This is a genomic window from Proteus sp. G4415 (assembly GCF_963896075.1).
Taxonomy (GTDB): Bacteria; Pseudomonadota; Gammaproteobacteria; order Enterobacterales; family Enterobacteriaceae; genus Proteus; species Proteus mirabilis.
This window is the reverse complement of record NZ_CAWQOK010000010.1, coordinates 37,026-51,749: the sequence shown is the minus strand read 5'-3', so window position 1 is coordinate 51,749 and position 14,724 is coordinate 37,026. Positions and strand designations below refer to the sequence as shown.

Genomic DNA, 14,724 nt, shown 5'->3' with positions numbered 1-14,724 from the left:
TTTTACTTAAATGCGTAAAATTTTATGCAATTATTTTATATAGTTGATAAAATGTTAAATAAATGAAAGAATAATTGAAAAGGGTAATCAGGGCTGATAGGAAGGTTGATAAAGGTTAAGCGAAATAAACAGCTTAAAATACCTCTCTTTTTGTAAGATTATTGTAACGTTCATGCTTTATTTTTAACAATATTTTAATATGTGTGTGAGCAAGTCAGTTCAAACTCGTATTGATGATGTATTAAATTAACGTGTTGATGAAACAGGATTGATTTGTGGAAAATGTACAACTTTCGGTGGTTCATAAGCTGCCGCTGAGTTATCGGTGGCTAGCAGGCTTTACAGGAACAAGGGTAGAAATTCTACCTGAGAATGATGCTAGTAGACAAAATACCTTGATTGGCTTAAAACTGCTAAGTCATGATGGTATGACTTTAGATGAGGCAATACAGAACTTACAAAAGTATCTGAATAATCTCAATATTGAAAATGTGATTATTGAGTGGGATGGCGTACCTTGTTTATTTTTACATAGTGATGATGAGTGCGCAGCACTTTGTTGCTTAAAAAATGCTGGGGTTGCAATTGCTGAGCCATTTCCAACAGACTACTCTTATCTGTAGTTCTTTTTTGTTCTTAATGGGTATTTCTCTACGACATATGCACAATCTATTGCTATGTACTTAGATAAAAATACTCACTAACGATGGCTATATGGCTCTGTTATGCAAGAAAAAACAACATAAAAAAGCCCCATACTCAATAAGTATTGGGGCTTTTTTATTGCGATAAGATATAAGGGAAAATTTTATCTTAATGACGCTTGAGAATAGTTATCAGCAAGACTTGTTGTTGTATTATTATCAATGATCCGACGTGCTGTATAGAAACGGTTTTTCCAATAGACATTGGACATTTCAGAAACGATAACACCACTACTGGTTGACGCGTGAACAAACTTATCATTACCGATATAAATACCAATATGACGCATAGTGCGACCAGTCTTAAACAGTACTAAGTCACCCGCTTTTAAGGTTGAACGATTAACTTTGGTACCAGCAAATTGCTGATCGGAGGTTGAACGAGGTAATTCGACACCAAATTGATCACGAAAAGTTCTTTGGACAAAAGCGGAACAATCAATACCACTTTTTGTATTGCCACCTAAGCGGTATGCAACACCTTTCCAGTCTGCATATTGGTCAAGTATCTTAGATTTTATATCGAGATTCTTCACCAATGATTCAAATTCATCTTGAGATGCTTGGGAAATAGATGTGCTTGAAGATTTATTAAGTGGGGCAGTTGTTGAATTAGCTAAGCGTGAAGACGCGTTTTGTGAACTACAGGCTGATAACGTAGCTACGACAATAAACGCCGGTATGAGCTTAAGCATTCTCATAAACGGTTTATTTCTCATTGTGACAGATTTCCCTTACATCCTTATGTGCGAGATGAGCACATGAATATTCACCAAATAACCAGAGAATATAGTGTAATTTAACTCTGGCAACCCTATTTCGCGAAAAACGTGCTCTAAAGCACGTAAATATCCACATTAAACAATAAATAATGTGGAAACGGTAAAAAGTTTACATAAAGAAAAGTCAAATGGCGAGAGGAAAGAGGCTTAATTTACAAAACATTAGATAATAAAGAACACATACTAAAAATGATTATCTTTTTGTTATAAAACTATCCTTTTACAGATAAAAAATAAGCGCTCAGTAGGGCGCTTATTTTTACTTTTACTTATTTTTTATACTTAATTAGCTAAATACTTTTTTGCCTTTAAAAGGGAGATGCTCATCTAGCCAATGAATGATGATATCGGATGCAGGGGTTATTAATAACCAGCTTGTTGTGACTAAAGTGAGCGAGATAGAGCCAACTAAGATATCAGAAGCCCAATGTGCGCCAGCCATAACACGAGGTAATGAAAAAATTACCGTAATCAAAAGGGCACATAAAAAAGAGCGAAATGAAAGATAACGTAATATAAAGCTACAAAAGATCAGTAGCATCAAACCATGATCGCCAGGAAAGCTATCACCTGATGCATCTTTAGTCGGTATTCCTGTCACTACACCTACGCGGTGCACATCGTGAAAATGAAGTGTTGGGCTAGGTCTTTCGATAGGAATATTTTGTCCAATCTGATTAATTACGATTGCACTTAGCACCATAACTATTCCCACAATAATGAGATGGCGTTTGCCCTGATAATCTTTCTGACGAAAGGTATGGTAATACAACCCTCCCATCGCCAGCAGAATAATCACATCGAATGCTCGATTATTGACATAAGCCACAAACATAGCAAAAGAAGAGTCTGGCAATAGTTGCCGATTAAAAAAATAAAAGATATGTGTATCTATTGAAAGCCAAAAGCCATGTTGTGCGGGAAGATACCAAGATAAAAAAAGAGTCAATCCAACCAAATTTAACAGCAAGATAAGAGACAATTTTTGTTTAGCAGTAGAAAGTTTCATAAGGATAATTAAAAAATTCGTTGATTAATTGTGATCTAAATCACAAATACTCTAAGTTTATGGCAGGGACTATAGCCAAAATAAAAAAAAATATCTTTGCAATTAATTGCTAAGGTAAATGTTATCTTTTTGTTTCAGGCTTGTTAGCTTCTCTTATCTTGATATAAGTCAAATATAGAATATTTTTTATTGATAGTCTTAATTTGAGTATTTTATAATTTCTTTCTAAACTTTAATCAAAGATAAAAGTTAAATAAATAAAGTTACTAGCCGATATTAGTTATTAGTTTAATAGCATATTGGCTCGTGGACATTCTGTACTTAAATAAATGAGAGGAGGTTTATTTTGAAAAAGATACCGATAGTTTTAGCATGTCTAGGTCTATTATTAACGGCACCTAGTTTAGCACGTGAAAGTAAAGTGTTAGGCTCAACAACAATTACTTTTGTTGGTGCTATTGTCGAAGGCGGATGTTATGCATCATCAGAAGAAAATACTGTTAAAACAAGTTGTTGGAATGGTAAGGAGATGAAAGACTTCCAATATAAACTAGATGCTAATCAGCAATTTAACTCGCAATTAATTAATAATAAAGGTTTTATGGATATCGAATGGGTTAACGATCATCTAGCAGTAATGAATATTGTTTATAATTAGTTAATTAATACTAATAATAAAATAAATTGTGTTAATTAAATAGAAAGTTGATGTTTAAATAATTAGGTTATTAAAGTTATGAATATTTGACTTAAGCTTAAATCAACGTTGATTTTTTATTTATAAATAAAAACCACTCATATTTGATAGACATCAAACATTCTTATTGTGTCTATATGAATGTCATATTTTATTGCTATGATAAAAGTATGTCGAGTAGGCGTGATCCTCATACCTACTGCGCAAACAAGAAGTGAGGTCGTTATGAAAAAATATCTGACCATTTTATGCAGTCTTCTCGTTTCCAGTTCGATATCATTTGCTTGGGCGTCAACAGCACAGCAAACCACAGGACAGATTTATGTACGAGGAGCGATTGTTGATCCAGCTTGTGAAATTAATTTCACACTCGATCAAGCTGAGTACCAATGTTACAAAAATAACAAAGTCTTTACATCAACCCAGTCTATTTTCCCTACCTCTTTTGAACAATCATCATCAATTATACTGCCTCAAAATATGGGGAAAGCTGAAATCCGTTGGATGGATGGCGCTGAAAAAAATGGATTGATTAATGTGCAATATTTTTAATTGTGTATTGACAGGGAATGATTAGGTAAACAAGTCAAATAATCGTTGTCACAGTGGGTTTCTTACGATTATCTGACCTATTTAGCATCACATCAGTAAAATGTTACTTTGTGAGGGAGGTTTTTGGCGGTTAATTAATCAGCACGCCCCATATAGCGACGTTCAGCAATATGAATACGGATTTTATCCCCTGTAGAAAGATATTCAGGGACTTGAATGACTAATCCAGTAGGTAAAGTCGCAGGCTTAGTACGAGCACTCGCTGATGCGCCTTTAATGCCCGGTACTGTTTCGATAATTTCCATATCAACAGTTTGCGGTAACTCTAAAGCTAAAACTTGTCCATCCATAGTTAAGACCTGCATTCCAGCTAAGCCTTCTTCTGGAATAAACAGCAGCTCTTCTTCAATCTGATCTTTTTTGAAGGTGTAAGGTGTATAATCTTCATTGTCCATAAAGACATATTCATCACCATCGATATACGAGAAACTGACTGCACGGCGTGTTAAGTTGATAGTATCGAGGATATCATCCCCTTTAAAACGTTCTTCTACTTTTTGGCCTGTACGAATATCAGTAAAGCGCATTTTATACAAAGTACTTGCACCGCGAGCACTTGGCGCTTGGATGTCGATATCTTTTACCAATAATAATTTATTGTTATAACTGATAGCCATACCGCGCTTAATTTCATTAGCTTTTGCCATAGGTAACCTTCTATAAATAGCATTGACGATAATGGCGACAAAATTACTCGTAGTACTGAAACTTGGCAAGTATTTCGCAATATTTTTTTGGCAGAAGAAGGTTCAAGCCAGCATATTGCTGGCTTGACGGAAGATCAGCGGTAAATAGGTAGGAGATTAAAGTTTGCTAATATGTGTGCAATCGCATTAATTGCACCAAATAAGATCACAAAGATAATCATAAAGGTGCCACCAGGTGCTTTAAAGCTTTGTTGCTGATGACGTTGACGACTGGCTTTTGCCATTAATGCTGGAATTATCGCCGCCCAAATTGTGGCTGCAAGTCCTGCAAAGCCAATAGCATACAAGAAGCCATCAGGAAAAATAATCGCTAAAATAGTAGGTGGTACAAAAGTTACGATGGCCGATTTTAAACGTCCTGTCCCTGTATTTGAGAATTTAAAGAAATCAGCTAAATAATCAAATAACCCTAAAGACACGCCTAAAAATGAACTCGCTAATGCCATATATGAGAACAAGTCTAATAAGAATGAAACGGAAGTATTTGCTGTATTGATACGCATTTGTGCCAGTAAGTTACCAATATTTCCGCCTTCAGCAATGACTTGTTTAAAGCCTTCACGAGGAATATTACCTTGTACAACAAACTGCCATAAAATGTAGATAGCCAGCGAAATCAAGGTACCAATTAATAGACTTTTCATCACGGCTTTACCGTCTTTACGGTAGTAGGTGACTAATCCAGGAATATTGCCGTGATAACCAAAGGAGGTTAATAAATAAGGTAATGCGGCTAGTGCATAAGGTAAATAACTGGCATGGCTTTCTGTTGTATTAAATAATACTGGCATTTTCACTTCGGTAAATAATCCACCGATAGCAAATACAAAAGCCACAATCATACCGCCAATTAATATGGTACTTAAGCGATCAACGGCTCGGGTTGATAACCAAACGAAGAAAGCAACAACAAGGGCAAATACTAAGCCTGCAACGGCTTGTGGCAAGCTAACCACATTAGCAAAATTTTGCACAATGATGGAGCTACCTGCAGAAATATAGGCATAAGTTAAAATATAGAGAACAAAAGCAATAGAAAGACCATTAATGGTACTCCATCCCTTACCTAATAAATCTTTGGTAATAGTATGAAAGCTTGATCCTAGGGGGTAGTGAAGATTAACTTCTAAGATCATTAAGCCAGACATAAATAGGCAAAACCAAGTATAAATGAGTAAAAAGATAGAGCCGGTAAACCACACACCGGAAGTCACAATAGGGATGGAGAACATACCGGCGCCTACCGCCGTACCGGCAATAATCATCGCACCACCGAGTATAGATGGGCGTTTAGCAATGGATGTGACTTCTGGCATAACATGTCCTTATAAAAAATGACTCAATGTACTAGCTTGATAGTGTAGAGAATACACGCTTGATCTGAGGGTGTAAATAGAGCACTTCCTTGTTTATTAAATAAAAAAATGAATAAAAATAGTACAATAAGTTTTTATCTTTATATAAATCAATGGGTTAAATCATTTGTACTCAAAAATAAGCCAAATATAATAAAGGACATTAAACAGAAAAAAGATCACGTTGAATAATAACTAAGTAGGGGAAAAACATTATTCTGAATAAAGAATATTCAGAATAATGATGAAGAGTGTTAATTAAGGTTGATAGAAACGTTTACTTTTCCATAAAGCAATAGAATTACGGCTCGCTTCAAAATGGGGTTCAGGTAAATCATCAGGTGAGCACCAGCGTAGTTCAGAACATTTATCTGGCTCCATTAACTTAGGCTCGCCACCTTGATATTGCGCTAGCATACAGATAGATACGGTATGTTTACCTTCTAATTGATAAGTTTGTAGATTGTTGCTGATCCCAATCACTTCAGGAGTAGGGATGGTAATGCCAATCTCTTCTTCAATTTCACGAATAGCACATTGCTCAAAGGTTTCCCCCGGATCAACATGGCCACCAAAAATTGACCAATAAGGAGCGTGTTTACCACAGCGTTTACCTAATAATACTTCACCTTTTTCATTGACGATGATCACTCCAACACCAACGACTACAGACATGAGAGACTCCAAAATAGCATACGGATAAAAAAATAGAGGCTTGCGATTTTAGTACATCAAATCGCAAGTAAAAAAGAAATAAGGTTATTGAGTTTGTTGTGATTTTAACCAAGCTATTTCTTCTGGCCAAATATCAGGATTAATTGTTTCTAAGATAAGTGGGATCCCATCAAAACGGATATCTTGCATAATATAAGTAAAGGGTACTTTGCCAATATTGCCTTGCCCTAAACTATGATGGCGATCGACACGACTAGCCAATTCGCTTTTAGCATCATTTAAGTGCATGGCTTTTAAATATTGAAAGCCGACAATATTATCAAATTCAGCAAAGGTCTTTTCGCAGTCTTCAACGGTACGTAGATCATAACCTGCAGCAAAAGTGTGACAAGTATCAATACAAACGCCCACTCGAGATTTATCTTCTACACCATCGATAATAGCGGCGAGATGTTCAAAACGATAGCCTAAGTTAGTGCCTTGTCCAGCGGTATTTTCAATCACTGCGGTCACATTTTGAGTTTTATCTAAGGTGATATTAATTGATTCAGCGATGCGTTGCAGACATTTATCAACATCGATTTTTTTTAAATGGCTACCTGGGTGAAAATTAAGTAATTCAATGCCTAATTGCTCACAGCGTTGCATCTCATCGAGAAAAGCGGCTCTTGATTTTTCAAGGGCTTCCTCTTCTGGATGCCCTAAATTAATCAGATAGCTGTCGTGTGGTAAAATTTGTGCAGGACCATAGCCATAGATTTCACAATTTTTTTTAAATTTATCAATCGATTCAGTTGATAAAGGGGCTGCTTTCCATTGGCGCTGATTTTTAGTAAAAAGAGCAAATGCCGTTGCTTTGATCTCATGAGCTCGTAATACAGCCTGATCAACACCACCTGCAGCACTGACATGTGCGCCAACAAATTTCATCATAGTTCTCCTCTAATCACATTTCACACTACGATAACAAATCGTGGGCTTATTGACATCTGAATATGAGGAAAATAAAAAGGCGCAACTTAAACTAGAATAAGTTGCGCAATACGGAGGTACATACTCAAGGATAGATTAAACAATCACATCAACACAGATTGGATAAAAATATTAATAGCAGCACCACCTAACGTTAGCCAGAAAAAGAGAAATAAAGCTAGCAGTAGTGGTTTTACACCCGCTTGACGTATCGCACTAATATGCGTTGTTAAACCTAGTGCTACCATCGCCATTGCCAATAAAATAGTATCAATAGTAACGATATAGCTCACAATAGCGGCAGGAATTAAATTAAATGAATTAAAACCAGCCATTAAGATAAAGAACACAGCAAACCAAGGAATAGTTATCGGACTTTTTTCTGTTGTCGCACCTACTGTTTTACGGCCCTTTTTACTAATATAAGTAGAAAGGATAATTAAGAAAGGTGCCAGCATCATCACGCGGATCATTTTACTAATTACGGCTGCATTTTCTGCATCTGGACTAATTGAATGACCCACCGCAACAACTTGAGCGACTTCATGTATGGTTGAACCAGCGAAGATACCAAAAGTTTCTTCACTAAAAGGTAACCAACCCGCAAAAGCGTTAAGATGGAAAAACCATGGGTAGAGGAAAATACCGATAGTTCCAAAAATTACGACAGTGGATACAGCCACCGCAACTTGGCTCGCCTGAGCTTTGACAACAGGCTCTGTTGCCATGACCGCAGCCGCACCACAAATACTACTACCCGCACCAATTAACATGACGGTTTGATCATCAAGACCAAAATATTTTTTCCCCACCCACATTGCAATGAGAAACGTTGAGGTCAACATAATAGCGTCAATAATTAATCCTGTTGCACCTACATCTGCAATTTGCTGAAAAGTGAGTCTAAATCCGTATAGGATGATCCCCGCACGTAGTAAATAGTGTTTAGCAAACTTAACGCCTTCATCACTATAAGGTTTAGCGATGGGATAAACCGTATTACCCGCAATAATGCCAAATAAGATAGCCAGTGTAAGAGCACCTAACCCCATACTGGAAAACCATGGAATATCACCTACGTAAATAGCGAGGGCGGTTAATATACCTGTTAGCAGCAAGCCGGGGAGCCAGCGATAAACAGGAATAAAACATTTTTTAGCCAATGTGGTTGTTTGACTTTGCTCTGACATAGAAAAACCTTGCTTATGTAAATTTTGCATAAGCATATAACAGATACTATTATTTATTAAATTCATTATTTTTATAATAATAACCACTAAAACTAATATAGGTATATTTTCACAATTGTTCTTGGTATGTTATTGGTTTGTGGATAGTATGTTATTACTATGACAGCTAAAAGGTGGGATGGACATGCGTATTACATTGCGACAACTGGAAGTATTTACTGAAGTACTTAAAAGTGGTTCTACAACACAGGCTTCACAACAGTTGGCATTATCTCAATCCGCTGTGAGTGCTTCTTTAACTGATCTAGAAAATCAGTTAGGAGTACAACTTTTCGATAGAGTGGGGAAGCGCTTAGTGACTAATGAACACGGGCGATTATTATATCCAAGGGCACTCTCTTTACTTGAGCGTGCTACTGAAGTAGAGCAGTTATTTCAAGCCGGAAATGGTGCTTTACGTATTGCTGCAAGCACCACTATTGGTAATTATATTTTGCCACAAATGTTGGGTAATTTTCATCGTAACTACCCCGATATTCCACTTGAAATGAGTATTGGCAATACGGAAGAAGTCGTTAAATCAGTCAGTGAATTCCGTGTTGATTTAGGCCTTATTGAAGGGGCTTGCCAAAGCTCTGAATTGATCAGCCAAAAATGGCTACTGGATGAAATGGTCATATTTTGTTCCCCTGAACATCCTTTAGCTAAGGCGAAAACAGTGACATTAGCCGATCTTCAATCCGCGCCGTGGATCCTACGTGAAAACGGTTCTGGGACGCGAGATGTACTCAATCATCTGCTGTTTGCTTCATTACCCGGATATCGAATCGAAATGGAATTAGGTAATTCAGAAGCGATAAAACATGCTGTAATGTATGAAATGGGGATTAGTTGTTTATCTCGCCGAGTGATCCAAGATCAAATAGAGAGTGGCTCTTTAAAAGAGATAAAGGTCGAAGGTCTAAAATTACAACGTACTTTATATTTGGTCTATCATCGCCAAAAACATGTCTCTGATGCCCTCAAAAAATTACTTTCATATTGTAATGCTGAACATTTAATCGACAACGCTTGATAAGTTACTAATAATTGAAGCCCGATTATGAAGGTATCTTATAATCCTAGATCCTTGCTATTCACCACAGCCAGATTTGTTACAATTGATGCTAGGAATATGAATATAACCGTGGAATGATAATGTCAGAACAACAAACAGATACCGCAAAATCGGGTGCGGTACGCACTTTGCGTCGAGAATTAAAGGCGCGACATTTAGCGATGATCGCTATTGGTGGTTCAATTGGTACAGGGCTTTTTGTCGCATCAGGTGCAACTGTTGCTCAAGCAGGGCCAGGGGGCGCATTGCTCTCTTACGCATTAATAGGACTTATGGTCTATTTCCTTATGACCAGCCTTGGAGAGTTAGCGGCATTTATGCCTGTTTCCGGATCTTTTTCAACCTATGGCTCTAAATATGTTGATGAAGGATTTGGTTTCGCACTAGGCTGGAACTACTGGTACAACTGGGCTGTGACGATTGCAGTTGACTTAGTCGCCGCGCAGCTCGTGATGCTGTATTGGTTCCCTGATGTGGATGGTTGGATTTGGAGTGCGTTATTTTTAGCCGTTATTTTCTTGCTTAACTATATTTCTGTAAAGGGATTTGGTGAAGCTGAATATTGGTTTTCATTAATAAAAGTATCGACCGTGATTATTTTTATTGCGGTGGGTATTGCGATGATCACCGGTATTATGAAAGGCGCTGAAAATGCAGGTTGGCACAACTGGGAAATCGGCGATGCGCCTTTTGCTGGTGGTTTTGCCGCCATGATAGGGGTAGCGATGATTGTTGGGTTCTCTTTCCAAGGAACTGAACTTATCGGTATCGCAGCGGGGGAGTCGAAAGATCCTGCGAAAAATATTCCTAAAGCAGTACGTAAAGTTTTTTGGCGTATTTTACTGTTTTATATCCTAGCTATCTTAATTATCAGTTTAATCATTCCTTATACCGATCCTAACTTGCTACGTAATGATGTGGGTGACATCAGTGTGAGTCCGTTTACACTGGTATTTAAAAATGCAGGGTTACTTTCAGCTGCCGCTATCATGAACGCAGTTATTTTAACGGCGGTGCTTTCGGCAGGGAACTCCGGTATGTATGCATCTACGCGTATGTTATTTACCTTAGCAAGAGAAGGTAAAGCGCCGAAATTTTTTGGTAAATTATCCAAAAACGGTGTTCCACGTAATGCACTTTATGCAACAACAGTGGTTGCGGGTTTATGCTTTTTAAGCTCAATGTATGGTAACCAAACGGTTTATTTATGGTTATTAAATACATCAGGTATGACAGGATTTATTGCTTGGTTAGGTATTGCAATCAGTCATTACCGTTTTCGTCGGGGTTATGTAGCACAAGGTCGTGATCTGAATGAATTGCCATATCGTTCAGGCTTCTTCCCTGTAGGACCTATTTTTGCCTTTATTCTCTGTTTAATTATTACATTAGGTCAAAACTATCAGGCATTTTTAGAAGATACTATTGACTGGTATGGTGTTGTGGCAACCTATATTGGGATCCCATTATTCCTGCTGATTTGGTTTACCTATAAAATAGTGAAGAAAACACGTTTTATTCGCTACAGTGAAATGCAGTTTCCTGAGCATATTGAAAACAAAAAATAGTTAGTTTTATCACTAAATAGAGAGCCGGCTAATTTGTGAACTTTATCACAATTTAGCCGGCTCTTTTTCTATTCTATGACTAATAATTACACAAATAAGAGAAAATTCTAATTTATATTCGCAATCGCATTGATAAGTATTCTTATTTGCTTTATTGTTAGCAAACAATTTATTGCATAATAATGTGACGACAGTGTTATTGGTTATAGAAAATAGATCTGATGTATGTAAAGCGTCATCATCCACTCTCTAGAGCGATTTTTAGCTCATCTAATAACGCATCGTTGTATAAGAAGTCATATATTGAATATCGCGTATTATATCAATTAAGCGAATTTTCCTCTTATTTGTCACATTATTCTCAATTAATCAATTTTAATGCAAAAAAGTGATGAATAAATTATCAGGTTAAACTTTGGCATATTTATCTGTTAATGAAACAGCTGGATAGAAAATCAATAGCAATATGCAAATAGATGTAGGTATATATTTGTTTGATTAATCTACAGACAAGCCTGATAAATATATTGTCACTATTAATAGGATTTTATTAACACATTGTTTTAAAAGAAAATTTATATGTCAAATTACTTGAATGATAAAAATCTTATAGAAGCATAAAACAATAACTGCAGAAGTATAGGAATTTAGTCAATAGGGATATAAAAATAATATCAAAATAACTAAGGGTAATTAAATTAATTACCTTCATTGTTGAGCAACTGTCGATCTGTCCATCTATATAAAACTTAAAGAATATATATTCTTGGAGAATCGGGAATGGTAGTGTTAAAGAAAAATAAAATTGCGCTTGGCGTTGTTGCTGCTCTTGCATCAAGTTTTGTGATGACAGCTTCCGCAGAAGATCCTGAAAGGTTACTGGTGACAACCGCTTCGGGATTTAAACAGACTGTTGAAGATGCTCCAGCTTCTGTTTCAGTTGTAACTCGTGAACAATTAGAAACAAAATCATATCGTGATGTGACTGATGCGCTAAAAGATGTTCCGGGGGTGCTAGTGACAGGGGGCGGTAGTAGCTCTGATATTAGTATTCGTGGTATGGATCCTAAGTATACCATGATCTTAGTCGATGGTAAGCGTGTTGCATCTCGTGAAACGCGTCCTAATAGTGATAACTCAGGTATTGAACAAGGTTGGTTACCTCCTTTACCCGCGATTGAGCGTATTGAGGTAGTAAGAGGCCCAATGTCTTCTTTATATGGCTCTGATGCCATGGGAGGCGTTATCAATATTATTACGCGTAAAGCGCAAAAAGAATGGAACTTTAGTTTACGTGGTGACACAACGTTGACTGAGCGTAAAAATGAAGGAAATACAGGACAAGGTAGTTTCTATGCTGCAGGTCCATTGATTGATAATGTGTTAGGTCTAAAGCTGCAAGGGCAATATTCTCACCGTGGTGAAGATAGACGTGTTGATGGCTATAACCGTCAGATCACGGCAAGTGGTGGCGGTACATTAAGCTGGACACCAGATGAGAAAAATACCGTTGAATTTGAATTTAAAAAAGATAATCAACATCGTGATTCACGTGTTGGCTATTCAAAATCAGCTGAACTTGTTAAAGGGAAAAAACCACAAAGTAGCTTTACTGATTATGAGTTAACGCATTATGCCTTAACCCATGATGGTATTTATGATTTTGGTACTATGAATACCTATGTTCAGCGCGATGAAAGCCGCAATCCATCACGTAAAATGGATTATGATGATACAACTGTTCGTAACCAAACCGTCTTTATGTTTGGTGATCATATGTTAAGTGTCGGCGGTCAATATCGCTATGAAGAGCTGAAAGATGAAGGCAATAAGCTTAAAGGTAATAATAAGCTAGATCGCTATAGTTGGGCGCTGTTTGCTGAAGATGAGTGGACATTGACAAACGACTTCGCTTTAACCGCCGGTTTACGGATGGATAAAGATGAAAACTTTGGTACTCACTGGACACCGCGAGTTTATGGTGTTTGGCATTTAGCTGATGAATGGACATTAAAAGGTGGGGTATCTACTGGATATCGTTCACCGGATTTACGTCAAGCGACAGCTACTTGGGGACAAGGGACTGGCGGTGGTCGTTATGATGCAGTTATTTACGGTAATCCTGACTTAAAACCAGAAAAATCGGTGACAGAGGAAATTGGTATTATTTGGGATAATCGTGATAACTTAACGGCAAGTTTAACGATTTATAATACTGATTTTAAAGATAAAATAACAGAAGTTCGTCGTTGCGATAGTCGTTCAGACAAAGCACCGGGTATGCGCGATTGTACATTAGCTGATGGTGTTGGTAATAGTGGCGACCCTTATGATTTTGTAAGTGATAGAACTAATGTTGATAAAGCCAATATGCGCGGTGTTGAAGTTACTGCTAACTGGATTATTTCCCCAGAATGGAATTTAGCAGCAAACTACACGTTCACAGATACGGAACAAAAGAGTGGCGATTTCAAAGGTAAGCCTCTGAATAAGCAACCGCGCCATATGGCAAACGCGACCTTAAATTGGGAAACCACACCTGAAATGGAAACTTGGGCACGCATTAATTTCCGTGGTAAGACATCAGATTATTTATCACGTACTTCAATGGCTAAGAGCACACCTTCATACACCTTTGTTGATGTAGGTACTAGCTATAGTCTAACGAAGCAACTAAATCTGATCGGTGGCGTCTATAATGTTTTTGATCGTCGCATCGAAAGAGATAATTACGGTTCAACCTTAGAAGGCCGTCGTTATAACATCGGATTAAACTACAACTTCTAGTTTTATCCCTCAGTGTGTGTCAATCTAGCTCCACATTATGTGGAGCTTTTTTTGTTATTTAATTAAAGCCAATACTGGCAAAATGCATAATAGGCATTTATATTTAGTTTAATGAATCACCTAAAAATAAGGTTCATTTGTTTTAACCACTGACTATCTTTACTGAATACTTAATCTTTTTTTCTTATTACTGAAAATCGTTTTTGATTACTCTATATGGCTTGTTGAAAAATAATGGTATTTCAGTTGTCTGTATCTTTTTTAGTCTTTATAGCGTGAAAGAAGCAATTAATTTACATTAGATTTGTTTATGTATCATTGATGCTTTATTTGGGTTGGTATTGTTGTATATAACATGCAAAATTAATTAACTTTTTGATTGTTAATGTATTAATGATTTTTATTGTTTAATACCAAACGACAATAGGCTATATCTCAAAGTTAGGCTTTGTGATAAAAACGCAAATATTGTCAATGAAATGTGACAGTAAAGGCTAACTTAGTTTGCTATTTAAAAAGATCGTAAAAAAAGGTGGTTTTTTGATGAAA

Annotated in this window: 13 protein-coding genes; 6 read left to right on the top strand and 7 right to left on the bottom strand. The window is 36.8% G+C overall.

Translation table 11 applies throughout. The features are described from left to right. Window positions 1-275: 275 nt before the first annotated feature. Entirely contained in the window at window positions 276-623 is a 348-nt protein-coding gene (locus tag AACU95_RS00985) for a YejG family protein (protein WP_004247049.1), read from the top strand. Window positions 624-808: 185 nt separating this feature from the next. On the opposite strand, the gene mepS is transcribed toward AACU95_RS00985, so the two are convergent. Beyond that, window positions 809-1,423: a bifunctional murein DD-endopeptidase/murein LD-carboxypeptidase gene (mepS, locus tag AACU95_RS00980; RefSeq protein WP_004247050.1), complete on the bottom strand. Its 615-nt coding sequence runs from the start codon at window positions 1,421-1,423 to the stop codon at window positions 809-811. Between the two features lie 349 nt (window positions 1,424-1,772). Continuing rightward, window positions 1,773-2,495, bottom strand: coding sequence for a phosphatase PAP2 family protein (locus AACU95_RS00975; protein WP_017827322.1), 723 nt, complete (start codon window positions 2,493-2,495; stop codon window positions 1,773-1,775). Window positions 2,496-2,841: 346 nt separating this feature from the next. On the opposite strand from AACU95_RS00975, the gene AACU95_RS00970 reads away from it, so the two are divergent. Beyond that, a complete protein-coding gene (locus AACU95_RS00970) occupies window positions 2,842-3,153 on the top strand; it encodes a hypothetical protein (protein ID WP_087740809.1) in 312 nt (103 codons plus the stop codon). Window positions 3,154-3,417: 264 nt separating this feature from the next. After that, on the top strand, window positions 3,418-3,744 hold the full coding sequence (locus AACU95_RS00965) for a hypothetical protein (RefSeq protein WP_004247806.1): 327 nt from the start codon (window positions 3,418-3,420) through the stop codon (window positions 3,742-3,744). A 134-nt stretch (window positions 3,745-3,878) separates the two neighbouring features. Here the strand turns inward: AACU95_RS00965 and yeiP are convergent, their stop codons facing one another. From yeiP to AACU95_RS00940, 5 genes are all read right to left on the bottom strand, one after another. Then, complete coding sequence (gene yeiP, locus AACU95_RS00960) at window positions 3,879-4,451, bottom strand: elongation factor P-like protein YeiP (protein WP_004247807.1); 573 nt, start codon at window positions 4,449-4,451, stop codon at window positions 3,879-3,881. 134 nt (window positions 4,452-4,585) lie between these two features. Then, a complete protein-coding gene (gene mtr, locus AACU95_RS00955; protein WP_036971495.1) occupies window positions 4,586-5,827 on the bottom strand; it encodes a tryptophan permease in 1,242 nt (413 codons plus the stop codon). 297 nt (window positions 5,828-6,124) lie between these two features. Further along, window positions 6,125-6,541, bottom strand: coding sequence for a nucleotide triphosphate diphosphatase NUDT15 (locus AACU95_RS00950; protein ID WP_012367754.1), 417 nt, complete (start codon window positions 6,539-6,541; stop codon window positions 6,125-6,127). An 84-nt stretch (window positions 6,542-6,625) separates the two neighbouring features. Then, on the bottom strand, window positions 6,626-7,471 hold the full coding sequence (nfo, locus tag AACU95_RS00945; RefSeq protein ID WP_012367755.1) for a deoxyribonuclease IV: 846 nt from the start codon (window positions 7,469-7,471) through the stop codon (window positions 6,626-6,628). Window positions 7,472-7,617: 146 nt separating this feature from the next. After that, complete coding sequence (locus AACU95_RS00940; protein ID WP_004247810.1) at window positions 7,618-8,703, bottom strand: YeiH family protein; 1,086 nt, start codon at window positions 8,701-8,703, stop codon at window positions 7,618-7,620. A 184-nt stretch (window positions 8,704-8,887) separates the two neighbouring features. Between AACU95_RS00940 and yieE the strand changes: the two genes are divergently transcribed. The 3 genes from yieE (at window position 8,888) to AACU95_RS00925 (ending at window position 14,175) form a co-directional block, all read left to right on the top strand. Next, window positions 8,888-9,778 (top strand): DNA-binding transcriptional regulator YeiE, encoded by an 891-nt coding sequence (gene yieE, locus AACU95_RS00935; RefSeq protein ID WP_004247811.1) that lies wholly within the window; start codon window positions 8,888-8,890, stop codon window positions 9,776-9,778. 122 nt (window positions 9,779-9,900) lie between these two features. Next, window positions 9,901-11,388 carry an amino acid permease gene (locus AACU95_RS00930; RefSeq protein WP_004247812.1) on the top strand — a complete coding sequence of 496 codons (1,488 nt, stop codon included), beginning with the start codon at window positions 9,901-9,903 and terminating at the stop codon, window positions 11,386-11,388. A gap of 780 nt (window positions 11,389-12,168) precedes the next feature. Next, the gene (locus tag AACU95_RS00925) at window positions 12,169-14,175 is read left to right on the top strand and encodes a ligand-gated channel protein (protein ID WP_049201997.1); all 2,007 of its coding nucleotides are present in this window, start codon (window positions 12,169-12,171) and stop codon (window positions 14,173-14,175) included. The last annotated feature ends 549 nt before the right edge of the window (window positions 14,176-14,724 follow it).